Below are 22781 nucleotides of genomic sequence, written 5' to 3'. Positions count from 1 at the left end.
ATGACACCTCTTTTGAGTGGCTGACCGTTTCAGGGCTTGCCAAAGAACCGGTCAAAGCACCCAGAAGGCCGGAATCCGCCTACAGGCTAGCTGTCTGACGACTTGCCACCCGACCGGGGTGCCCCCACCGTCGCGCCGGCCTTCATCGCGCCGTCCTTCCCGGACGGAGCCTCGAACGACTCCAGCGCCTCCAGCACGTCCTGGACCCGGGAGATCTCGGCGTTGATGTCCTCGCGCCGGCGCACCAGGATCTCCAGCTCGCGCTTGCCCTCGTCGACCGTGCGCCGGGCCTCGCGGACCGCCTCGGCCTTGAGCTCCTCGGCCTCCTTCACGAGGGAGGCCTTCTTCTGCTCGGCCTCCTTCAGCAGCCCCTCGGCCTTCTTCACCGCGGCGATCCGCACCTTGCCCGCCTCGGAGTTGGCCTCCGAAACGATCTCCTTCGCCTTGGTCTGCGCCTTGGCCAGCTGCTCCTCGGCCGCCTTGATGAGCGCGTCGCAGCGGTCGCCGGCCGACTTCATCGTCTCGGCCGACTCGCGGCGGGCCCGCTCGTGCAGTTCCTCGATCTCGGTCGTCAGGCGCTCGCGCAGCTCCTCCGCGCGCTCCCGGATCTGGGTGGCGTCCCGGCGGGCGCCGACGAGCAGCTCGTCCGCGTCCGTACGGGCCTTCTCCACCGTGGTGTTGCCCTCGACCCTCGCCTCGGACAGGATCCGGTCGGCCTCCTTGCGGGCCGCGCCCACCATCGTGTCGGCCTGGGACTCGGCGTCCGCCTTCGTCTTGACCGCGCTCGCCTGCGCCTCGGTGAGCAGCTTGTCGGCCTCGGCGGTGGTCTCGGTGATGAGCGTGTCGACCTGCTCGGCCGCCTCCGAGCGCCGCTTGTTGGCGTCCCGGCGGGCCTCGTCCAGGGTCCGGTCGGCCTCCCCGCGGGCCGAGCTCACCAGCCGCTCGGCCTCCGCCCGCGCCTCGGACCCGACTCGCTCGGACTCGGCGCGGACCCGCTCGGCGTGCGCCTGCGCGGAGCCGACCGTCTCGGCGGCGTCGGCGCGCAGCCGCTCCGCGTCCCCGGTGGCGTCCGAGATCAGCTTCTCCGCCTTGGCGACGGACTCGGCGCGGACCCGGTCGGCCTCCGCGACCGTCTCCGTCTGGAGCCGCTCCGCCTCCGAGCGCGCCTCGGAGATGAGCGTGTCCGCCTGGGTGGCCGCCTCCGACCGGATGCGGTTGGCGTCCTCGCGGGCCTCCGCGCGGGTGCGGGAGGCGTCCTGCTCGGCCTGCGCGATGGTGTCGGAGGCCTCGGTGCGCACCCGCTGGGCGTGCTCGGAGACGTCCGCGCGGATCCGCTCCGCCTCCGCGATCGCCTCGGACATGGTCCGCTCGGCGAGCACCTTGGCGGCCTCGGTCTCCTCCCGGGCCTCGCCGCGCAGCCGGCTCGCGTCCTCGCTCGCCCGCTCCCGCTCGGCGTAGGCGTCGGTGCGGACCCGGTCCGCTTCCTCCTCGGCCTCCCGGCGGGTCCGCTCCGCCGCGTGCTCGGCGGCCGAACGCAGCCCGGTGATCTCCTCCTGGGCCTGCTCGTGCAGCCCGGCGACGGAGTCCCGCACCTGCTGCGCGTGCTGCTCGGCGGCCGACACCATCTCGGTGGCGCGCCGGTCGGCCTCCTCCACCAGACGGGTGGCCTCGGCCTGCGCCTCGTCCACCCGCTTGCGGGCCGAGGCCAGCAGCTCCTCGCTCTGCTCGCGGGCCCGCTCGCGCTCCTGGTCGGCCTCGGCGCGCGCGGCGCCGAGCAGTTCCTCGGCCTCGCGGCGGCGCCGGGCGGCCTCCTCCTGGGCGGCGGCCAGCGTCTCCGAGGCCTCCGCGCCCAGCCGCTCCGCGGCGGCCTGTGCTTCCGCGCGCACGCGGTCCGCGGTGTCCTGCGCCTCCGTCTTGAGCCGTTCGGCCTCCGCCGCGGCCTCCGACCGCAGTCGTACGGCGACGGCCTCGCCCTCGGCGCGGGAGGCGGCCGCGTCGGCGGCGGCCTCGGTCCGCAGCCGCTCGGCCTCCGTCTCCGCCTGCTGCTGCAGCGTCCGGATGCGCTCGGCGGCCTCGGTGCGCAGCCGCTCGGCCTCCTCCGCCGCCTCACGGCGGATGCGGGTGGCCTCCTCGCGGGCGTCGCTCAGCGCCTTCTCGGCGTTTGCCAGCCGCTCCTCGGCCTCGGTGTGCAGCCGGGTGAGCTCCTCGGTGGCCTCGGCCTTCCGGGCGGCGACCGCCTGCTCGGTCTCCTCGCGCAGCTCGCGCGCGGCCCGATCGGCGTCCGCCTGGACGGACTCGGCCTGCTCGGTGGCCTCGGCGCGGTGCCGCTCGGCCTCCTGGCGGGTGCGCTCCAGGGTCTCCTCGGCCTGCCGGCGCAGCGTGGTGGCCCGCTCGATGGCCTCGGTGCGGACCTTCTCGCTGTCGCTCTGCGCGGTGCCGCGCAGCTCGTCGGCGTCGGCCTTCGCCTTGGCCAGCAGCTCCTCGGCGGACTTGGCCCCCTCCTCGATCTGCACCACGGCCTCGCGCCGGGCCTCGGAGCGGATCTTCTCGCCCTCGGCGACCGCGTCGGCCCGGAGCTGCTCGGCCTCGCCGCGCAGCCGGCGGGCCTCCTCCTGGAGCTCGACCGTCTTGGCGCGGTACTCCTTGGTGTCGTCCTTGGCGGCGCCCTTGAGCTGCTCGGCCAGGTCGTGCGCCTCGGCGCGCAGCCGGTCCGCCTCGGCCTCGGCCTCCCCGCGGATCCGCTCGGCCTCCTCGGCCGCGGCCTTCGTGGTCCCCTTGGCGTCCGCCGACGCCTTGTTCAGCACGTCCTCGGCGGTCTTCGCCGCCTTGGACAGCTGGGTCGCGCTCTCCTCGGCGGTGATCGTACGGGCCTTCTCGGAGGCCTCCGCGACGATCTTCTCCGCCTCGGCGCGGGCGTCCGCGACCAGCTGCTCGGCCTCGGACTTGGTGGCCTCGGCCTCCTTGGTGGCCTCCTGGACCAGCCGGGCGACCTGCTCCTTGGCGGTGCGCGTGCGCAGCTCGTTGGCCGACTCGGCGCCGGCGAGCGTCTTGGACGCGGAATCCTTGGCCTCGGTGACCAGCTTCTCGGCCTCGGTCTGCGCCTTGCGCAGCGCGTCCTCGGCCTCGGCCATGCGCTGCTCGGCGGACCGGCTCAGCTCGGCGGCCTGGCGGCGGGCGGCGTCCGACTCGCTGACGGTGGCGGAGCGCAGCTGCTCGGCGTGGTCGGTGGCCTCCTGGGCCTGGTCGGAGGCGGCGTTCAGCAGCCGCTCGGCGTCGGTGCGGGCGCGGCGCAGGGTCTGCTCGGCCTCCGCGCGGGCCGCCTCGGCGTCGCTCTGCAACCGTTGCCGGGCCTCGGCGGCCAGCCGCTCGGCCTCCGCGCGGGCGGCCGACATGGCCTGCTCGGCCTCGGCGCGGGACTCGTCCAGCAGGCGCCGGGCCTGCTGCTCGGTGCGGGCGCGCAACTGCTCCGCCCACGCCACGTTCTCGTTGACATGGGACTCGACGGTCTGCCGGCGCTCGGCGAGCTCCTGGTCGAGCTGCTGGCGCCGGTTGACCGCCTCGGCGTGCAGCTCGGCCTGAAGGCGAGCGGCCTGCTCCGCGTGCTCCTGGAGGATGCGCTGGGTCTGCGCCCTGGCCTGGCTCAACTCGCGCTCGGCGTCGGCGCGGATCTGATCGGCCTGCACCTGCGCGTTGCGCAGCAACTGCTCGGCCTGGTAGCCGAGGTCGGCGCCGTCGTAGGCGGGCCGGGACATGATGGTGCGGCGCGCCTCGTGCAGCTTGGCGCGCAGCACCTCGACCTGGTAGCCGAGGTCCTCGGCGTGCTGGATCGCCTTCTCCCGCTCGGTCTTCAGCCGATCCATCTCGGCCTCGAACCGAGAGAGGTGGTCGACGTCAGCCGCCGGCTCTCGCTCCTGGCGTTCGTAGCCCCGCACTGCGCGGTCCCATCCGTCCCCTGGTTGCAAGCCTGTCCAAACGAGCTCCGTCCATCCGCCGAACGGGGCCCCCGGGGAATGGTGTCAGATCAACAGCGGAGCACGGGCTGCTGCCCCGCCGCTCGTCCCCCGAAACACGGACCCCGGCGGTCCTGTCGCTCTCGACGGCAGGACCGGGTCGTCCCCGCTCGGGGGACGACCGCCCCCAACCCTACCGGCCCTTATGTACGGGAGTCAGTGCTCAACCGACTCAACAGCCGCCGAAGTGACCAGTTCTGTCAGGACACCGTGGCAATCCTTCGGGTGCAGGAAGGTGATCCGGGACCCCATCGAGCCGCGTCGGGGCTCGTCGTACAGAACGCGTACGCCCTTGTCGCGGACGGCGGCCGCGTCCGCGTCGACGTCCGCCGTGCCGAAGGCGATGTGGTGCACGCCCTCGCCGTTCTTCGCGAGCCACTTCGCGACGGTGGAGTCCTCGCGGGTCGGTTCGAGAAGCTGCAGGTAGGAAGCCCCTCCGTCGGAGGTTTCGTTGATCTTGAGCATGGCCTCGCGCACGCCCTGCTCCTCGTTGACCTCGGTGTGGAACACCTCGAAGCCGTATGTGGTCCGGTAGAACTCGACGGTGGCGTCGAGGTCGTGGCAGGCGATCCCGATGTGGTCGATTCGCGTCAGCATGGAATCAGTGCAGCGCCACCGGGGTGGTTACGCAACGTGCGCGCGATCACACCGACGGCCCGATGACGGGGCGGAGCACGCCTCAGTACATTCGAAGTAAACCCTCGTTCACTCCTCGGCTGTGCAGGCCGGTAAGGGGATCGCAGCTCATGTCTTCTGGAACTTCCGGTACGACCGGCTCAGTGATCGTCGCGGGCGCGCGGACGCCCATGGGACGGCTGCTGGGCTCGCTGAAGTCCTTCTCCGGAGCCGACCTCGGCGGCTTCGCGATCAAGGCCGCCCTCGACCGCGCGGGGATCGGCGGCGACCAGGTGCAGTACGTGATCATGGGCCAGGTGCTGCAGGCCGGGGCGGGGCAGATCCCGGCCCGCCAGGCCGCGGTCAAGGCCGGCATCCCGATGAGCGTTCCGGCGCTCACCATCAACAAGGTGTGCCTGTCCGGTCTGGACGCCATCGCGCTCGCCGACCAGTTGATCCGTGCGGGTGAGTTCGACGTGGTCGTGGCCGGCGGCCAGGAGTCCATGACCAACGCCCCCCACCTCCTGCCGAAATCCCGCGAGGGCTACAAGTACGGCGCGGTGGAGATGCTGGACGCGATGGCCCACGACGGCCTGACCGACTCCTTCGAGGGCATCGCCATGGGCGCGTCGACGGAGAAGCACAACACCCGCCTGGGCCTCGGGCGCGCCGAGCAGGACGAGATCGCCGCCCTGTCCCACCAGCGGGCCGCCGCCGCGCAGAAGAACGGCGTCTTCGAGGCCGAGATCACCCCGGTGGAGATCCCGCAGCGCAAGGGCGACCCGGTCCTGTTCAGCAAGGACGAGGGCATCCGCGGCGACACCACGGCCGAAGGCCTGGCCAAGCTGCGCCCGGCCTTCGCCAAGGACGGCACGATCACCGCCGGCTCCTCCTCGCAGATCTCCGACGGCGCCGCGGCCGTGGTCGTGATGAGCAAGGCCAAGGCCGAGGAGCTGGGCCTGGAGTGGATCGCCGAGATCGGCGCCCACGGCAACGTCGCAGGCCCGGACAACTCCCTGCAGTCCCAGCCCTCCAACGCCATCCAGCACGCCCTGAAGAAGGAGGGGCTCGAGGTCTCCGACCTGGACCTCGTCGAGATCAACGAGGCGTTCGCCGCCGTGGCCGTGCAGTCAATGAAGGACCTCGGCGTGTCCACGGAAAAGGTGAACGTGAACGGCGGCGCCATCGCCCTGGGTCACCCGATCGGGATGTCCGGCGCCCGTCTCGTGCTGCACCTGGCGCTGGAGCTGAAGCGGCGCGGCGGCGGCGTCGGCGCGGCCGCGCTGTGCGGCGGCGGCGGTCAGGGCGACGCGCTGATCGTCCGGGTGCCGAAGGCCTGAGCCGGGTAACACCCGACCGATCCCATTCGTAGGACCTCTCGTACGCGGACCGCGTACGTGGATCACGTGAACGGAGCTGTGATGCAGGACGTCTCCTCTCTGGTGGCCCAGGCCAGGGAAGGCCGGCCGAGGGCCGTGGCCCGGCTGATCTCCTTGGTGGAGGGGGCGTCCCCGCAGTTGCGGGAGGTCATGCGGACGCTCGCGCCGCTGACCGGCAACGCGTACGTCGTCGGCCTGACCGGCTCCCCGGGCGTGGGCAAGTCGACGTCCACGTCCGCGCTGGTGACGGCCTACCGCAAGCAGGGCAAGCGGGTCGGCGTCCTGGCCGTCGACCCGTCCTCGCCCTTCTCCGGCGGCGCGCTGCTCGGCGACCGGGTGCGGATGTCGGAGCACGCCTCCGACCCGGGCGTCTACATCCGCTCCATGGCCACCCGTGGCCACCTGGGCGGGCTCGCCTGGGCCGCCCCGCAGGCGATCCGCGTACTGGACGCGGCGGGCTGCGACGTGATCCTGGTCGAGACGGTCGGCGTGGGCCAGTCGGAGGTGGAGATCGCCTCCCAGGCCGACACCTCCGTCGTCCTGCTGGCCCCGGGGATGGGCGACGGCATCCAGGCGGCCAAGGCCGGCATCCTGGAGATCGGCGACGTCTACGTCGTCAACAAGGCCGACCGGGACGGCGCGGACGCCACCGCCCGCGAGCTGAACCACATGCTCGGCCTCGGCGAGTCCCGCGGCCCCGGCGACTGGCGCCCGCCCATCGTCAAGACGGTCGCCGCGCGCTCCGAGGGCGTCGACGAGGTGGTCGAGGCGCTGGAGAAGCACCGGGCCTGGATGGAGGAGCGGGGCGTCCTCGCGGAGCGCCGCCGCGCCCGCGCCGCCCACGAGGTGGAGACCATCGCGGTCACGGCCCTGCGCGAGCGCATCGGCGACCTGCACGGCGACCGCCGGCTGAGCGCCCTCGCGGAGCGGATCACCGCCGGTGAGCTGGACCCGTACCAGGCGGCGGACGAGCTGGTGGCGGGTCTGACCGAGGCCTGACCCGCCCCTGGTGACACCCGTTGTGACACGGAAGGCGGAGCCCCGGGGGCTCCGCCTTCTCTCCGCCTTCTCTCCGCGCCGGGGGTGCCGCGCGGGGTGGTTACGCCCCGCCCCGCTGCCCCCGCAGATGCTGGGCGATCGGCTTCAGGGCCTTGTCCAGCTCCATCAGCGTCTCGTGGTCGACCAGATCGACGAAGTGCCTCCGCACGGACGCCACATGGTGCGGCGCGACCTTCTGCATGGTCTCCATGCCGTGCTCGGTGAGGACCGCGTACAGGCCCCGGCGGTCGGACTCGCAGTTCTCACGGCGCACCAGGTCCGCGTTCTCCATGCGGGTGATCTGGTGCGAGAGGCGGCTCTTGGACTGGAGGGTGGCGGACGCGAGGTCGCTCATGCGCATCCGTACGTCCTCCGACTCGGAGAGATTCACCAGGATCTCGTAGTCGTTCATCGTCAGGCCGAACGGCTGCAGGTCCTTCTCGAGCTGGTACGTCAACAGCCTGTTGACCTCCAGGTGGGTGCGCCAGGCGCACTGCTCCGCATCGGTCAGCCAGCGCGTGGCCGTCTCGGTCTCCATGAATGAAGTCTACCTAAGAAGTTGAAAGGCGAACTAGTGAGGGCGGTGTGACGGCGCGCACGCGTTCGATGTCACACTCCGCAGGCTACCGCTCACACCCCGAAGCGACGCTGGAGATCTCCCAGCTGTCCGGGAAGGCGCGGTTGCCCACCCTGCTGTCCGCGGGTTCCGGACACCCTTCCCCCTCCGGGTACCCCGGGCTCGTCCGGAAGCACCCCCGCCGCCAGTTCGGCCATGAGGCTCTCGCTGGACTGCAGCAGGACCGTCCCGGCCCCCACGAACTCGAACTGGTGCTCCTCCCCGGAGACCGGCCCGAGGCCCGTCATCGAACGCAGCCCGCCCAGTACGCCGGTCAGGTACCCGTGGTCGTAGTGATGGCACGGGGACGGGCAGTCGGCCCAGCCGACCAGCGCCTGCGGGTCCACCCGGATCGGGGGCTCCATGAACACCACCGGCCCGTTGGACGCGGCCACGAACTTTCCGGTTCCGATGAGGGTGAGGAAGCCGGGCACGATCGACTGCTTGAGCGACAGACTTGGCTGAAAGGCGAGCAGATTGCCGGAGCGAATGGTCAGATTGCCGTCGTCCAGGTCGAAGGAGTTGACATCGAAGGCCCGGTCGGCGAGCAGCATCCGGCCCGAACCCTCGGCCACCACCCAGTCGCTCGCATGCAGAGGCGAATGAAAGGCCGTACCGACCAGATGGTCCAGCCGGCCGTGCCCGATGCCGTTGAACTCGATCGCCCCGTAGTAGGCGATCATCTTTCCCTTCTGGAGGAACCACTGGCTCCCCTTGAGCTCCACGCAGAAGGTGTACGGGTTCACGTTGTCGTCGGCCGGCAGGGTCGTCGGGTCGTGGACCACCGGCCCGGAGCCGGGCGTTCCGTACGCGCTCACAGCTTCTCCTCCGACGCCTGGACGTACACCGTGCCGTTGCCGCTCAGCTCCAGTTGGAAGCCCTCCCCGGAGCCGCGTCCCACCATCTCGCGCCAGCCCAGCGCGGTGGACAGCTTGTTGCGGACGTCGCCGTGGTGGGCGACGTAGGCCTGCGGGTCGACGTGGACGGGGCGTTGCGGGGTGATCGGCACCTCGAAGACGCCGCCGTGCGCCATGACCGCCACCGAGCCGTGTCCCTGGAGGGTCGTCGTGAACAGTCCCTGGCCCGTCACCTGGCCCCGCACCATGCCCATGACCCCGCCCTGCGAGCCCATGAACATCGTGCCCTGCTGCAGCGTGCCCTCGAAGGCGAGCAGGCGGTCCGCCTCCACGTACAGCGTGTCGCCCGTCATCTCGATCACGTGCACATGGTGGCCGCCGTGCCCGAAGAAGACCGTGCCGCTGCCCTCCACGGTCATCAGCGGCGTCGCCTCACCCGCCACCCGGCGCCCGATCATCGACATCAGACCGCCCTGGCCGCCCTGGATGTTGGGCGTGAACGCCACGTCACCCTGGTAGGCGAGCATCGCGCCGCGCTGACTGAACAGGCGTCGGCCGGGTACGACCGTCGCCTCGACCATTTTCGAGTTGATCTCCCGGAAGGTCATCTCACAGGTCTCCCGCGATCGTGTTCCGCTCGCTCGGCTGGACGTACACCAGCCCGTCCCCCTCGAACCGGATCTGGAAGGCCTCCCCGCCGCCCTCCCCGAGGAACGTGCGGAAGGTCACCCCGGACTGGAAGGACTGCCGGACGTTCCCCTGGTGCGCGATGTACGCGCCTGGGTCGACGATCAACGGGTACTGCGGGCCGACCCTGAGCACCACAGCCGGCCCGTCCGACATGATCGCCGCCTGCCCGTGTCCCTCGACCGTGGTCGTGAACAGCCCGTTGCCCTGGGAGGCGCCGCGCAGCCCGGTGAACGTCGTCCCCGTGCGCAGCCCGGCGTCCGTCGCGAGCAGGTTGCTCGACTCGACGTACAGCTTGTCCCCCTGGAGCTGCACCAGATTGATCTCGGCCGCCCGATCGGCGAACCAGCACGTTCCGTGCCCCCGCACCTCCATCACGGTCATCTGCTCGCCGGTGAGCCGCCGGGTCACCATGCCGCGCAGTCCCTCGCCGCCACCGGTCAGCCTCTTGAAGGCCATCTGCCCGTCGTACGCGACCATCGAGCCGTTCTTCGCCTTCACGGCGTCCCCGGTCATGTCGACGGCGAGCACTCTGCTGTCTTGAAGTCGGAACATCGCCACGGAGTGAAGGTAGCGGCGGACGGGGGAGGCCGACAGGGCTCACGGGGGGACAACGACCCTGATTCACACCCTTACGGGACGGCCGCGCCCACCCCCTGACCGGACCCGCCCCGCGGGTTTGCCACAATGGACGAACGTTTGTGCTCGCATTCACAAACCGGCCGGCACCACCTCAGCGGCCCGCCGGTCCGTCTCCCACCGAAGGTGACCCGTGGACATCAAGACCGCCACCGCCCTCCGCCGCCTCCGCCTGGTCTCCGCCCCCGAGGCGGTCTCCTTCCTCCTGCTGCTGGTCTGCTCGGTCCTGAAGCGGACCACGGACTTCAACGCGGTGCCCGTGATGGGCGCGATCCACGGCGTCCTGTTCATCCTGTACGTGATCTTCTGGGCCGACGCCTGGAACCGCGCCAAGTGGTCGGTGGGGACCGCCGCCCTCTACTTCGTCCTCTCGGTCCTGCCGACCGGCGGCTTCTTCGCCGAGCGCAGGCTCAAGCGCGAGGCCGAGGACGCGGTGATCGCCTCCCGCGCCCGCCGCGAAGGGGTCGTGAACGCATGATCGTCGCCTTTTCCGTGACCCCGCTGGGCGTCGGCGAGGACGTGGGGGAGTACGTCGCCGACGCCGTCCGGGTCGTCCGCGAGTCCGGCCTGCCCAACCGCACCGATGCGATGTTCACCTCCGTCGAGGGCGAGTGGGACGAGGTCATGGACGTCGTCAAGCGAGCCGTCGCCGCGGTGGAGGCACGCGCTCCGCGTGTGTCCCTGGTCCTCAAGGCGGACATCCGTCCCGGTGTCACGGACGGCCTCACCGCCAAGGTGGAGCGGGTCGAGAGGCACCTCGCCCAAGAGGCCCGGAAAGCGGAGTAGACACCCGGCGGCGCGTCCGGGGACACCTGTCCCGCGCCGCGCGGGCCTCACCCGCCCGAGACCAGCGCCATCCCCAGCGGAGTGCGCTCGTAGAGCACCTGGTGCCCGTACCGGCGGGACGTGAGCAGGCCCGCGTCCCGCAGCACCGTCAGATGCGCCGACACCGACGACGGGGCCAGGCCCAGACGGTGGGCCAGCGCCGTCGTCGACGCCGGATCGGTCAGCGCGGCCAGTACCGCGGCCCTTCCGCGTCCCAGCAGCCGTACCAGGGCCTCACCGGCCTCCGCGCCCCGCCGTGCCCACAGACCGCCCAGTCCGCGTGCCGGGTACACCAGCGTGGGCTGCCAGGGCGGATCGAAGCCGCTGATCACGTCCGGCCAGGAGAACACGCTCGGCATCAGCACCAGCCCCTGCCCGTCGAGGTGGCGCCCGTGCTCGCCCGGCCAGTCGACCGTCAGCGTCCGCGCGTCCCAGGACAGCCGCCGGTCCAGTTCCGGCAGCAGCGCCCCCAGCCCCACCTCGGCCAGCCGCCGCGAGTGGAAGGCCACATCGGCCTCGAGCAGCGCCCGCAGCCGCGGCCACTCCGGCTCGACCAGCGCGTGCCACGCGGCCTCCAGCTGATCGGCCAGCTCCCGCACCGCCCGCCCCGGATCGGCGAGCATCGCCCGCCCTCGCGACGACTCCAGCGCACCCGGCGTATCGGCGAGCGCCCGCGCCAGGTCCTCCCGCGCCTCCCCGGGATCCGCCGCCCGCACCTGGGCGATCTCGTCCTCGAACACGGCCGCCGGTCCGATCGGCGGCGGCCCGAGAAAGTCGGGGCTGTGCCCGCGCCGGGGCATGAGCAGCCACAGCGGGGCGAGGTCCAGCCCCCGTGCGGCCTCCCGGATGCGGCGCAGCCAGTGCGGGTGGTACCCGTGCCGGTCCGGCCGCCGCAGCGTCCGCACCGCCTCCTGCGTCTCCCACAGCGGCGACACCGCGAACCGGCACCGCATGAGGTCGTCGTCCCCGAAGTGCAGACGGAACGGCACGGCACCCCCGGAAAAGACAGGCGAAGACAGGTAAGACAGGGAAGACAGGTCAGGAAAGACAGGGAGAGAGGGCGAAGATTCGGCAGTGGCCGAAACTCTACGCCGCCCGCCCCTCCCACCGGCACGCTGCAGCCCATGCAGCAAGCCCCCGAGCCCACCCCGACCCCGCAGGCCCCGGACCGGCCGGAGCCCCCACCCGCGCCCGCACCCGCCCCCGAACCGGCGGCCGGCTACGCCCGGGTCTTCGCCGTACCCGAGTTCCGGGCGGTCTTCGCCGCCCACGCCCTGTCCCTGCTCGGCGTGATGGTCAGCGAGATCGCCCTGTCGGTCCTCGTCTACGACCTCACCGGCTCGCCACTGATGAGCGCCCTCACCTTCGCGCTCGGCATGCTGCCCTACGTCATCGGCGGCACCTTCCTCAGCGGGATCGCCGACCGCTTCCCGGCCCGTCGGGTGCTCGTCACCTGCGACCTGGTGTGCGCGGCCTGCGTGGCGCCGATGGTGGTGCCAGGGGCCCACATCGGCGTCCTGCTCGCGCTGCGCTGCGCCGTCGCCCTCGTGTCGCCGGTGTTCCAGGGAACGCGGATGGCGAGCCTCACCGACATCCTCGGGGACGGCGAGCTGTTCGTCCTCGGCCGCTCCCTGCTGCGGATCGTCTCGCAGAGCGCGCTGCTCGTCGGCTTCGGCCTCGGCGGCCTGCTGCTCACCGTGATCAGCCCCCGGCACGCTCTGCTGATCACCGTCGGCACCTTCCTCGCCTCCGCCGTCCTGCTCCGCCTCGGCACCCGGCACCGTCCCGCCAGGACCGGGCAGTCCGGCGCCCTGGTGGGCGACTCGCTGCGCGGTGCCCGGGAGCTGCTCGCCGACCGCCGGGTCCGCGTACTGCTCCTGCTGTTCTGGGTGCCGCCGATGTTCGCGGTCGTGCCGGAGGCCCTGACGGCCCCGTACGCCGACGCGCTCGGCGCCGGCTCCATCGGTCTGGGTCTGCTGATGTGCGGGCTGCCCGTCGGCACGATCGCGAGTGAGGTGTACGCCGGCTCCCGGCTGCGGCCCGCCGTCCGCGAGCGGATCGCCCTGCCGCTGGTCTGCCTGACCCTGCTGCCCTACGTCGGCTACGCCCTGCACCCCGGTCTCGCCGTCTCCCTTCTCCTGCTCGTGCTCTCGGGCACCGGGGCGGCGTACACACTGGGCCTGGACCAGTGGTTCGTGCGGGCGGTGCCCGAGGAACTGCGCGGCCGGGCGATGACCCTGATGACCGCCGGACTCATGACGATCCAGGGCCTGGGCATGGCGCTGGCCGGCGTCGCGGCGGAGTTCGCCGGGGTGGCGGCGACGGTCGCGGGGGCCGGGGTACTGGGGACGGTGTGCTGCGTGGGGCTGGCGGTGGCCGCCCGCCGGACCGAAAGCTGAGACGGGGCTGAGCCGGATATGACCGACCGGTAGGGTCTGGTGACGTGCCGAAGCCCCTCAGTCTCCCTTTCGACCCCATCGCCCGTGCCGACGAGCTCTGGAAGCAGCGCTGGGGAAGCGTGCCGTCCATGGCCGCGATCACCTCGATCATGCGCGCCCACCAGATCCTGCTGGCCGAGGTCGACGCGGTGGTCAAGCCGTACGGGCTGACCTTCGCGCGCTACGAGGCCCTGGTGCTGCTCACCTTCTCGAAGGCCGGCGAACTGCCGATGTCCAAGATCGGCGAGCGTCTGATGGTGCACCCCACGTCCGTGACGAACACCGTGGACCGGCTGGTCAGATCCGGTCTCGTCGCCAGGCGCCCCAACCCCAACGACGGGCGCGGCACGCTCGCCGTCATCACCGACAATGGCCGCGAGGTGGTCGATGCCGCCACCCGCGACCTGATGGCGATGGAGTTCGGCCTCGGGGCCTACGACGCCGACGAGTGCGGCGAGATCTTCGCGATGCTGCGGCCGCTGCGGATCGCCGCGCACGACTTCCACGAGGACTGACGCGCACGGCTTCCACGAGGACTGACGCGCACGGCTTCCACGGGGACCGAGGGGCCGGGGCACGGACCGCCGCGGCAGGGCCACCCGGGGCAAGATCTCCCGGAACGGGTGGTTACGCTCGTCCTCATGAAACGAAGCGTGCTGACCCGCTACCGCGTCATGGCCTACGTCACCGGTGTGCTGCTGGTCCTGCTGACTCTCGGCGTGATCGCCAAGTACCTGCTCCACATGAACGGCGCGGCGGGCTTCACGAGCGTCGTCGGCATCGCGCACGGCTGGCTGTACGTCGTGTACCTGGTGTTCGCCTTCGACCTGGGCTCCAAGGCCAAGTGGCCGGTCGCCAAGCAGCTGTGGGTGCTCCTCGCGGGGACCATCCCGACCGCCGCGTTCTTCGTGGAGCGCAAGGTCAGCCAGGAGCTGGAGTCCAAGCTCGCGCAGGACGAGGCCCCCGCGGTCGCCGAGGCGTAAGCACGCGCCACCGCCGTGCGGAACCCGTACGGCGGTCAGCCGTCGACATTTACTTGGACGTCCTAGTAAATTCGAGGGTATGGACGCTGACGCCATCGAGGAGGGCCGCCGCCGCTGGCAGGCCCGGTACGACACCGCACGCAAGCGCGAGGCGGACTTCACCACGCTCTCCGGCGACCCCGTGGAGCCGGTGTACGGTCCCCGGCCGGGAGACACGTACGAGGGATTCGAGCGGATCGGCTGGCCGGGGGAGTACCCCTTCACCCGCGGCCTGTACCCGACCGGCTACCGGGGGCGTACGTGGACGATCCGGCAGTTCGCCGGGTTCGGCAACGCCGAGCAGACCAACGAGCGCTACAAGATGATTCTCGGCAACGGCGGAGGCGGGCTCTCGGTCGCCTTCGACATGCCGACGCTCATGGGCCGTGACTCCGACGACCCGCGTTCGCTGGGCGAGGTCGGCCACTGCGGCGTGGCCATCGACTCGGCGGCCGACATGGAGGTGCTGTTCAAGGACATCCCGCTCGGTGACGTCACCACGTCGATGACGATCAGCGGGCCGGCCGTCCCCGTCTTCTGCATGTACCTGGTCGCCGCGGAGCGGCAGGGCGTGGACGCCTCCGTCCTCAACGGCACGCTCCAGACGGACATCTTCAAGGAGTACATCGCCCAGAAGGAGTGGCTCTTCCAGCCCGAGCCCCATCTGCGCCTCATCGGCGACCTGATGGAGCACTGCGCCACCAAGATCCCCGCGTACAAGCCGCTGTCCGTCTCCGGCTACCACATCCGCGAGGCGGGGGCGACGGCCGCGCAGGAGCTGGCGTACACGCTGGCGGACGGCTTCGGGTACGTCGAACTCGGGCTCAGCCGCGGTCTCGACGTCGACGTGTTCGCGCCCGGTCTGTCCTTCTTCTTCGACGCGCACCTCGACTTCTTCGAGGAGATCGCCAAGTTCCGCGCGGCCCGCCGCATCTGGGCCCGGTGGATGCGGGACGTCTACGGCGCGAAGACCGACAAGGCGCAGTGGCTGCGCTTCCACACGCAGACCGCCGGGGTCTCGCTGACCGCCCAGCAGCCGTACAACAACGTCGTGCGTACGGCCGTGGAGGCGCTCGCGGCGGTGCTCGGCGGCACCAACTCGCTGCACACCAACGCGCTCGACGAGACGCTGGCGCTGCCGAGCGAGCAGGCCGCGGAGATCGCGCTGCGCACGCAGCAGGTGCTGATGGAGGAGACCGGCGTCGCCAACGTGGCCGACCCGCTGGGCGGTTCGTGGTACATCGAGCAGCTGACGGACCGGATCGAGGCGGACGCCGAGAAGATCTTCGAGCAGATCAAGGAGCGGGGGCTGCGGGCGCACCCCGACGGGCAGCACCCGATCGGGCCGATCACGTCCGGGATCCTGCGGGGCATCGAGGACGGGTGGTTCACCGGGGAGATCGCGGAGTCGGCCTTCCGCTACCAGCGGGCGCTGGAGAAGGGCGACAAGAGGGTCGTCGGCGTCAACGTCCACACCGGCTCGGTCACCGGCGACCTGGAGATCCTGCGGGTCAGCCACGAGGTGGAACGGGAGCAGGTGAGGGTGCTCGGGGAGCGGAAGACCGGGCGGGACGAGAGTGCCGTGCGCTCCGCGCTGGACGCGATGCTGGCGGCCGCGCGGTCCGGCGCCAACATGATCGAGCCGATGCTCGACGCCGTGCGCGCCGAGGGGACGCTGGGTGAGATCTGCGGGGTCCTGCGGGACGAGTGGGGGGTGTACACGGAGCCCGCGGGGTTCTGAGGGACCGGCGCCGGGGCGGGCCCGTCCGCCCCGGCGCCCCTGTCAGCCGTCCGCCGCGAGCCCGGTCAGAAGGACCCGGGTGAAGCCGCGCACCCATTCCTCGTCCGCCGGTTCGGCGCTGACCAGGGTGCGGTGCACCACCGCGCCGGCGACGATGTCGAAGATCAGGCCGACCGTGCGGGCGGCTTCCTCCGGGTCCGGTTCCGGGGGGAGTTCGCCCCGGGTCTGGGCGCGGGCGCGGCCCTCCAGGACCAGGCGCTTCTGGCGGTCCACGATCGAGGTGCGGATGCGTTCGCGCAGGGCCTCGTCGCGCGTCGACTCGGCGACCACGGTCATCAGTCCGCTCTTGGCCTCGGGCCGGGCCAGGATCGCCGCGAACTGGAGGACCACGCCCTCGATGTCGGCGGCGAGGCTGCCGCGGTCGGGGAGGCGGAGTTCGTCGAAGAGTTCGGCGACGGCGTCGACGACGAGTTCGTTCTTGCCCGCCCAGCGGCGGTACAGGGTCGTCTTCGCGACCCCGGCCCGGGTGGCCACGTCCCCCAGGGTGAGCCTGGACCAGCCCAGGTCCACCAGCGCCGCCCGGGTGGCGGCGAGGATCGCCGCGTCCGCGGCGGCGCTGCGCGGCCGGCCGGCACGGGCGGCGGGGGTGCGGCTCTGCATCCCCTGACCATAACCGGACCGGAAACGAGTGGTTCCTGTCCGGTCGTGAGAGAGATCACCACGGTGTGCTTCCGCGCGAGCATCCGCTGCCATTACGCTACGGGTCGTAGCGAAACGCGGGTGCGAGCCCGTGTCCGAGCGATGACCACAGGGTGCCAGGTGGGGACCGGGCGCCCGGCGCAGTACGGCTTTCCCGACGGTTTTCACTCAGGCGGGCAGAACGGGGGAGGATAGACGCATGCAGCCACGGAACATGTCCATGAGCGGAGTCGTCGACCTCGCCGCGGTGAAGGCGGCCCAGGAGGCCAAGGCGAAGGCGGAGCAGGCGCGCGCCCAAGCGGCCAGGGAGGGCGGCGCGGGGGCGGTCTCCCCGGCCGATCTCGTCATCGACGTCGACGAGGCCACTTTCGAGCACGATGTCCTCCAGCGATCGGCCGAGGTGCCCGTCGTCATCGACTTCTGGGCCGAGTGGTGTCAGCCCTGCAAGCAGCTGAGCCCGGTCCTGGAGCGACTGGCCGTCGAGTACAACGGTCGCTTCCTCCTCGCCAAGATCGACGTCGACGCCAACCAGTTGCTGATGCAGCAGTTCGGCGTCCAGGGGATCCCCGCGGTCTTCGCGGTGGTCGCGGGCCAGGCCCTGCCCCTGTTCCAGGGGGCGGCGGGCGAGGCGCAGATCCGGGAGACGCTGGACCAGTTGGTGCAGGTCGCCGAGCAGCGGTTCGGACTGACCGGCCTGACCGTCGACCCGGACGCCGAGGCGGGCACACAGACGGTTCAGCAGGCCCCGGTCGGCCCGTACGAGGCGCTGCTGAACGCGGCCTCGCAGGCCCTGGACGCCGGCGACCTGGGCGGCGCGGTCCAGGCGTACAAGAACGTGCTGGCCGACGATCCGGGCAACCCGGAGGCCAAACTCGGCCTGGCGCAGGCGGAGTTGCTTCAGCGTGTGCAGGGCCTCGACCCGCAGCGGGTGCGCGAGGAGGCGGCCGGGAAGCCCGCCGACGTGCAGGCGCAGATCGCCGCCGCCGACCTGGATCTGGTGGGCGGTCACGTGGAGGACGCGTTCAGCCGGCTCATCGACACCGTGCGACGTACCGCAGGCGAGGACCGGGACGCGGTGCGGCTGAGGCTGCTGGAGCTCTTCGAGGTCGTCGGCGCCGAGGACCCGCGAGTGGCGGGGGCGCGCCGGGCGTTGGCGCGGGCGCTGTTCTGATCCGGGCCAACCCTCTTGTTCTGACCAGTCGTTAAACACCACGGCATGTGATGCCCGAGTGAAAGATTGGCCCGGGAGCCGTCAGTGCGGCCGCGCTTTACCAAAACTTGGTAATCGCGGCCGCTGTTACTGGCAGTAAATCGGGGGTGTGGTTCCGCCCGGTTCCGTCCGGGGGTGAACCGTTTTGTTCTGCCCTTTGTTACCACCGAGTGTCGCCGTTCGGAACCGGTGAGTCGTGTCCCGGTTATCCAGCCGTTACTAGTGAGTAACGACCCCCCTTGTGCGGGCGGCGAGAATGCACCACGATCGGCGACGCTCGGTCCATCCCCGTACCCCGGCAGCCGGTCGGGTCATGGGGTGTCTGGGGCCCCACCGAGCAGGGCCGGCGGCAGTGGCGCCGTCCCTTGGGGCAGGGGGGTCTTCGCCTGCTGGCGAAGCCTGTCCAGCAAGGTTGTGCGTGATGCGTGTCAGGCGCGACCAGTGGTTGTCGCTCGGGGGTGATCGCCGGTGATTCGGGCGCGGTTGGCGCCACCGAGCGCGGGCGCTCTCCTTCCCGAGGACGTAGCACTTCTCCCATCCCTGCCCGGCCGAACCGCCGGCCGGTGGTGAGCCGGGCCAGGAGATGTACGTCCGAGAAGGAGGAAAAATGGAGTCCCAACTGCGTGGCGGGACCAGATGGAAGCGGTTCGCTGTGGTCATGGTGCCCAGCGTTGCCGCGACGGCGGCGATAGGCGTGGCCCTGGCTCAGGGTGCCCTCGCCGCGTCGTTCAGCGTGTCGGGTCAGTCGTTCAAGGTGACGGCCGACCGGCTGGAGGGCAAGGGGTTCGCCCAGTACGGCGCGATCGACTCGGGGAAGAGCCTCGACGGCAGCAAGGACGAGCACCACCCGGTCGCGGTCTCGGCGTTCAGGACGGCCACGATCAACAACCTGTGCCAGTCGGTCGTCACTCCGACGCCCTTCGGCAACGTGAGCCTGCTGCTGAAGGCGGGTGGCGGCAGGACGCCGGTCGAGGCCGAGAACCTCTACATCGACGTCGCCGACCTCAAGGCCGACGCCACGTTCACCAACATCGACATCGGTGTTGCGGCCGGGGCCGCCAGCAAGGGTCCGGGCATCAAGCCGGGCGAGGTCGCGAACAAGCAGACGAGCCCCTTCGGGTTCGCCCAGCAGGCCGACTCGGCCACGCTGACCGGCGTGAAGCAGACAGCGTGGGCGACGACCGCCGGAACCTTCAAGCTCAGCGGGCTCAGCATGTCGCTGGCGACGGGTACCAAGGAGTGCTACTAGGCACTCGGGAACGGGCGGGGGAGCCGACGGCGCCCCCGCCCGTTCCACCTTCCACCCGCTCTTCACACACCCCCCACACCGACCAAGCACCACCCTCATCACAGCAACGCCGCACCAGGGAGCTGTTTTCCATGAGCGCCGAGACTCCTGCCGTAACCGGCCAGTTCACCCGCCGGAGGCTGCAGTTCCGCGCCTGGCGGGGCACACGTCCGTTCTGGGCCGGCCTGTTCGTCCTGCTCGGCGGCTTTCCGATCATGTACTTCCCGTACGCCCACCTCCAGCTCGGTCATCTGACGCTGGCGATGGCGACGACCGCGGGAGCCGGTTCCCTGATCATCGGCGTGCTGCTCGTCGTCCTCGGCGTCAGCCTCTGGTTCCAGAAGCACATCCGGGTGTTCGCGGGTGTCGCGGCGATCCTGCTGGCGCTGGTGTCCATCCCCGTGTCCAACTTCGGCGGCTTCGTCATGGGCTTCCTGCTCGCGCTCATCGGCGGCGCGATGGCCGTGGCGTGGGCGGAGGGAGCACCGCCCTCGCGGGAGGACGCCGAGCGGGCCGGCCCGGTACGGGGCGGTGCCCCGGAGGCCGCGCCCGGCCCGGTGGTGGACGGCCCGGTGCCGTCCGGCCCTGCGATGGACCCGATGAGCGATGGGGGCACCTCCCAGGCTTTCAAGGCACTGGGGGAGAACGACCTGTCAGGAACGAGCCCGGCCAACGGGGCGAACGGGAGGCAAAGTGCCGGCTGACGAGGTGACTCACGGGACGGGAGTGGAGGTGTCCCGCGTGAGAACCGGGCCGCGTCACGCGGCACCCAAGAAGCCGCTGTTCACCAGGTTCCACATGCCGGCCGGCAAGGCGATAGCCATGGCGGCGATGCCGACGGCGGTCCTCATGGGGATGGGCTTCACATCGACCCACGCCGTCGCCGACAACAACGCGACGACGCCGTCCGCCAAGAGCCTGACGGCCGACGAGTACAAGGACTGTGTCGCGGCGCTGGACGGCTCCCAGGACAAGGCTCCGGCCTCGCCGGCGCCGTCCGCCTCCGCGGGCGCCGAAGACCCCGCCGAGGACGCCACCGCGCAGCCGGCCCCCTCGGCCACGTCGTCCACGGGCCCGGCGGACCAGAACGGCCAGGCGGACCAGGACGGCAAGGGAGACGAGGGCTCCTCGCACACGTCCCCCTCGCCTGATCCGGCTTCCGGTGACAAGGCCGCGCCCAAGCCCGACCCCACCGCCTCGCAGAGCAAGCAGGGCGGTTCGGGCACGGGAGGCGCCGCCACGGCGGCCCCGTCGGCGCCCGCGGGCGGCGACGGCCTGCTGGGGACCATCGGTGACGCGCTCGGAGGCGTCCTCACCGGCGGCAAGCAGAGCTCCGGGGCCGGGGACGCCGCCGACTCCGCGGCCGCGCCGTCCGCCTCCGCCACGCCTTCGGCGGGCGGGGCCGGGGACGCCGTCGACGGCGCTGCAGGCACGGTCAAGGACACCGCCGAGAAGGTCACCGACACGGTCAAGGACACCGTGAAGGACGCGACCGGCACGGTCTCCAAGACGGTGGAGGAGGCCGGGAAGGCCGTCGAGGGCGTCAAGGACACAGCCGGCAACGCGGCCGGTGAGGCGGCCGACGCGGCGACGGCCTCGCCGAGCCCGTCGGCGAGTTCCACGACGGACCCGGAGAACTGCCCGGCCGCCACCGACGCCGTGGGCGGCGTGGACAACAAGGTGCTGCTGGCCGACGACCCCTGGTACCTGAACGCCAGTTCGCTGCTGCTGAAGGGTGCCGACTACCAGGGCATCGTGGAGGTGCGCACGGCCGGCGGACACGTCAAGAAGGTGCTGAAGTACGTCATTTCGGATGGCACCGACATCGGCGACCTGCACCAGACGGTGAAGGACAAGCAGGCCGGCAAGACCTACCACGTGCAGGCCGCCAAGGGCTCGACGTCCACGATCCGCGGTGGCGACACGGTGATGTACACCCAGAGCATCTGCGGCAACCTGTTCGGGCTGATCCACGTCTGCTTCAGCCCGGACAACCCTCCGCCGCTGAACCTCCCGCTGATCTACTTCACCAAGGTCGAAGTGGTCCAGGCGGCCCAGTTCGGCGGCAACCTGCACGTCCCCGGAATGCACGTGTACACCACCGACTGACCGGCCAAAGGCCCGTCCGGGAGCCGCGACACCACTGAGGGCGCCCCCTGTTCGCAGGGGGCGCCCTCAGTGGTGTGCCGATCGACCGTGTGCTGGTCAGGCTCAGTCGCGCGAGCCGCCGCCCAGGTGGTGGACGCGGACCATGTTGGTGGTGCCGGGGACGCCGGGGGGCGAGCCGGCGGTGATGATGACCGTGTCGCCGGGGGCGAAGCGGTTGAGCTTGACCAGCTCCTGGTCGACCAGGTCGACCATCTCGTCGGTGCTGTTGACGAACGGCACCACGTGCGGCTCCACACCCCAGCTGAGCGCCAGCTGGTTGCGGGTGGACTCGTCGGTGGTGAACGCCAGGATCGGCTGGCAGGCGCGGTAGCGGGACAGCCGGCGCGCGGTGTCGCCGGACTGGGTGAAGCCCACCAGGCCCTTGGCGCCCAGGAAGTCGGCGATCTCGCAGGCGGCGCGGGCCACCGAACCGCCCTGTGTGCGCGGCTTCTTGCCCGGCACCAGCGGTTGCAGGCCCTTGGCGAGCAGCTCCTCCTCCGCCGCCTTGACGATCTTCGACATCGTCTTGACGGTCTCGACCGGGTAGGCGCCCACACTCGACTCGGCCGACAGCATGACCGCGTCGGCCCCGTCCAGGATCGCGTTGGCCACGTCGGAGGCCTCGGCGCGGGTCGGACGGGAGTTGGTGATCATCGACTCCATCATCTGGGTCGCCACGATCACCGGCTTGGCGTTGCGCCGGCACAGCTCGATCAGGCGCTTCTGCACCATCGGGACCTTCTCGAGCGGGTACTCGACGGCCAGGTCGCCGCGGGCCACCATCACGCCGTCGAACGCCATCACGACGTCCTGCATGTTCTCCACCGCCTGCGGCTTCTCCACCTTGGCGATGACGGGGACGCGGCGGCCCTCCTCGTCCATGACCCGGTGGACGTCGGAGATGTCCTTGGCGTCGCGGACGAAGGACAGGGCGACCATGTCGCAGCCCATGCGCAGCGCGAACCGCAGGTCCTCCACGTCCTTCTCGGACAGCGCGGGCACGTTCACCGCGGCGCCGGGCAGATTGATGCCCTTGTGGTCGGAGATGACGCCGCCCTCGATGACGATCGTCTTCACCCGCGGGCCCTCGACGTCCAGGACCTTCAGCTCGACGTTGCCGTCGTTGATGAGGACCTGGTCGCCGCGCGAGACGTCGGCCGGCAGCCCCTTGTACGTCGTACCGCAGATGTGCTTGTCGCCCGGGACGTCCTCGGTGGTGATGGTGAACTCGTCACCCCGCTCGAGCTCCACCGGCCCCTCGGCGAAGGTCTCCAGCCGGATCTTCGGGCCCTGGAGGTCGGCGAGGACGGCGATGGCCCGGCCGGTCTCCTTGGCCGCGGCGCGGACACGGTCGTACCGTGCCTGGTGCTCGGCGTGCGTTCCGTGGCTGAAGTTGAAACGGGCCACATTCATGCCCGCCTCGATCATGGCGACGAGCATCTCGTGGGAGTCGACCGCTGGGCCGAGAGTACAGACGATTTTCGAACGGCGCATGGGGCGATCCTATCGGTTTGTTTCGCTCCGGAATATTCCGTCTGGTGGAAGCAGCAAATGGGCGCCTTCGCGCTC

General features: G+C 71.2%; 21 protein-coding genes. 12 read left to right on the top strand and 9 right to left on the bottom strand.

Features of this window, described 5'->3' with window-relative positions; translation table 11 throughout:
- Window positions 1-86: 86 nt before the first annotated feature.
- Window positions 87-3932, bottom strand: coding sequence for a polarized growth protein Scy (gene scy / locus ACIQFZ_RS35865; protein WP_402693192.1), 3846 nt, complete (start codon window positions 3930-3932; stop codon window positions 87-89).
- A 234-nt stretch (window positions 3933-4166) separates the two neighbouring features.
- Window positions 4167-4607 carry a methylmalonyl-CoA epimerase gene (gene mce / locus ACIQFZ_RS35860; protein ID WP_365425644.1) on the bottom strand — a complete coding sequence of 147 codons (441 nt, stop codon included), beginning with the start codon at window positions 4605-4607 and terminating at the stop codon, window positions 4167-4169.
- Between the two features lie 149 nt (window positions 4608-4756).
- On the opposite strand from mce, the gene ACIQFZ_RS35855 reads away from it, so the two are divergent.
- The gene (locus ACIQFZ_RS35855; protein WP_365775181.1) at window positions 4757-5965 is read left to right on the top strand and encodes an acetyl-CoA C-acetyltransferase; all 1209 of its coding nucleotides are present in this window, start codon (window positions 4757-4759) and stop codon (window positions 5963-5965) included.
- A gap of 81 nt (window positions 5966-6046) precedes the next feature.
- A complete protein-coding gene (meaB, locus tag ACIQFZ_RS35850; RefSeq protein WP_361417441.1) occupies window positions 6047-7003 on the top strand; it encodes a methylmalonyl Co-A mutase-associated GTPase MeaB in 957 nt (318 codons plus the stop codon).
- Window positions 7004-7103: 100 nt separating this feature from the next.
- Here the strand turns inward: meaB and ACIQFZ_RS35845 are convergent, their stop codons facing one another.
- From ACIQFZ_RS35845 to ACIQFZ_RS35830, 4 genes are all read right to left on the bottom strand, one after another.
- On the bottom strand, window positions 7104-7580 hold the full coding sequence (locus ACIQFZ_RS35845) for a MarR family transcriptional regulator (protein ID WP_361417447.1): 477 nt from the start codon (window positions 7578-7580) through the stop codon (window positions 7104-7106).
- A 92-nt stretch (window positions 7581-7672) separates the two neighbouring features.
- On the bottom strand, window positions 7673-8476 hold the full coding sequence (locus ACIQFZ_RS35840) for an AIM24 family protein (RefSeq protein ID WP_365426252.1): 804 nt from the start codon (window positions 8474-8476) through the stop codon (window positions 7673-7675).
- Window positions 8473-9123, bottom strand: coding sequence for an AIM24 family protein (locus ACIQFZ_RS35835; protein WP_361417453.1), 651 nt, complete (start codon window positions 9121-9123; stop codon window positions 8473-8475). Before ACIQFZ_RS35835 ends, ACIQFZ_RS35840 begins: the two co-directional genes overlap by 4 nt.
- Before the next feature lies 1 nt (window position 9124).
- A complete protein-coding gene (locus ACIQFZ_RS35830; protein ID WP_365426246.1) occupies window positions 9125-9757 on the bottom strand; it encodes an AIM24 family protein in 633 nt (210 codons plus the stop codon).
- 217 nt (window positions 9758-9974) lie between these two features.
- Between ACIQFZ_RS35830 and ACIQFZ_RS35825 the strand changes: the two genes are divergently transcribed.
- Window positions 9975-10319, top strand: coding sequence for a DUF3817 domain-containing protein (locus ACIQFZ_RS35825; protein WP_225075616.1), 345 nt, complete (start codon window positions 9975-9977; stop codon window positions 10317-10319).
- Window positions 10316-10627: an MTH1187 family thiamine-binding protein gene (locus ACIQFZ_RS35820; protein WP_361417459.1), complete on the top strand. Its 312-nt coding sequence runs from the start codon at window positions 10316-10318 to the stop codon at window positions 10625-10627. Before ACIQFZ_RS35825 ends, ACIQFZ_RS35820 begins: the two co-directional genes overlap by 4 nt.
- A 47-nt stretch (window positions 10628-10674) precedes the next feature.
- Here ACIQFZ_RS35820 and ACIQFZ_RS35815 read toward each other — a convergent pair whose 3' ends face one another.
- Complete coding sequence (locus tag ACIQFZ_RS35815) at window positions 10675-11655, bottom strand: DUF5937 family protein (protein ID WP_365426239.1); 981 nt, start codon at window positions 11653-11655, stop codon at window positions 10675-10677.
- A gap of 135 nt (window positions 11656-11790) precedes the next feature.
- Here ACIQFZ_RS35815 and ACIQFZ_RS35810 point away from each other — a divergent pair, with 135 nt between their 5' ends.
- From ACIQFZ_RS35810 to ACIQFZ_RS35795, 4 genes are all read left to right on the top strand, one after another.
- Window positions 11791-13065 (top strand): MFS transporter, encoded by a 1275-nt coding sequence (locus tag ACIQFZ_RS35810; protein ID WP_365426237.1) that lies wholly within the window; start codon window positions 11791-11793, stop codon window positions 13063-13065.
- A gap of 44 nt (window positions 13066-13109) precedes the next feature.
- On the top strand, window positions 13110-13619 hold the full coding sequence (locus tag ACIQFZ_RS35805; RefSeq protein ID WP_402693191.1) for a MarR family winged helix-turn-helix transcriptional regulator: 510 nt from the start codon (window positions 13110-13112) through the stop codon (window positions 13617-13619).
- Between the two features lie 126 nt (window positions 13620-13745).
- Window positions 13746-14087 carry a DUF3817 domain-containing protein gene (locus ACIQFZ_RS35800; RefSeq protein WP_365426231.1) on the top strand — a complete coding sequence of 114 codons (342 nt, stop codon included), beginning with the start codon at window positions 13746-13748 and terminating at the stop codon, window positions 14085-14087.
- A gap of 79 nt (window positions 14088-14166) precedes the next feature.
- Complete coding sequence (locus ACIQFZ_RS35795; RefSeq protein ID WP_402693190.1) at window positions 14167-15867, top strand: methylmalonyl-CoA mutase; 1701 nt, start codon at window positions 14167-14169, stop codon at window positions 15865-15867.
- Window positions 15868-15909: 42 nt separating this feature from the next.
- Here ACIQFZ_RS35795 and ACIQFZ_RS35790 read toward each other — a convergent pair whose 3' ends face one another.
- Window positions 15910-16527 carry a TetR/AcrR family transcriptional regulator gene (locus ACIQFZ_RS35790; RefSeq protein WP_402693189.1) on the bottom strand — a complete coding sequence of 206 codons (618 nt, stop codon included), beginning with the start codon at window positions 16525-16527 and terminating at the stop codon, window positions 15910-15912.
- Between the two features lie 238 nt (window positions 16528-16765).
- Between ACIQFZ_RS35790 and ACIQFZ_RS35785 the strand changes: the two genes are divergently transcribed.
- The 4 genes from ACIQFZ_RS35785 (at window position 16766) to ACIQFZ_RS35770 (ending at window position 21173) form a co-directional block, all read left to right on the top strand.
- On the top strand, window positions 16766-17737 hold the full coding sequence (locus ACIQFZ_RS35785) for a tetratricopeptide repeat protein (protein ID WP_365426225.1): 972 nt from the start codon (window positions 16766-16768) through the stop codon (window positions 17735-17737).
- A gap of 646 nt (window positions 17738-18383) precedes the next feature.
- Window positions 18384-19025: a DUF6230 family protein gene (locus ACIQFZ_RS35780; RefSeq protein ID WP_365426222.1), complete on the top strand. Its 642-nt coding sequence runs from the start codon at window positions 18384-18386 to the stop codon at window positions 19023-19025.
- A gap of 131 nt (window positions 19026-19156) precedes the next feature.
- A complete protein-coding gene (locus ACIQFZ_RS35775; protein ID WP_383059728.1) occupies window positions 19157-19768 on the top strand; it encodes a DUF6114 domain-containing protein in 612 nt (203 codons plus the stop codon).
- Entirely contained in the window at window positions 19758-21173 is a 1416-nt protein-coding gene (locus ACIQFZ_RS35770) for a hypothetical protein (protein ID WP_402693188.1), read from the top strand. The genes ACIQFZ_RS35775 and ACIQFZ_RS35770 overlap by 11 nt, the downstream gene beginning before the upstream one ends.
- Before the next feature lie 102 nt (window positions 21174-21275).
- Here the strand turns inward: ACIQFZ_RS35770 and pyk are convergent, their stop codons facing one another.
- Window positions 21276-22706 carry a pyruvate kinase gene (gene pyk / locus ACIQFZ_RS35765; protein ID WP_361417489.1) on the bottom strand — a complete coding sequence of 477 codons (1431 nt, stop codon included), beginning with the start codon at window positions 22704-22706 and terminating at the stop codon, window positions 21276-21278.
- Window positions 22707-22781 lie beyond the last annotated feature (75 nt).

Source organism: Streptomyces sp. NPDC093064 (assembly GCF_044754605.1).
Lineage (GTDB): Bacteria > Actinomycetota > Actinomycetes > Streptomycetales > Streptomycetaceae > Streptomyces.
This window is presented reverse-complemented; position numbering and strand designations above follow the sequence as displayed.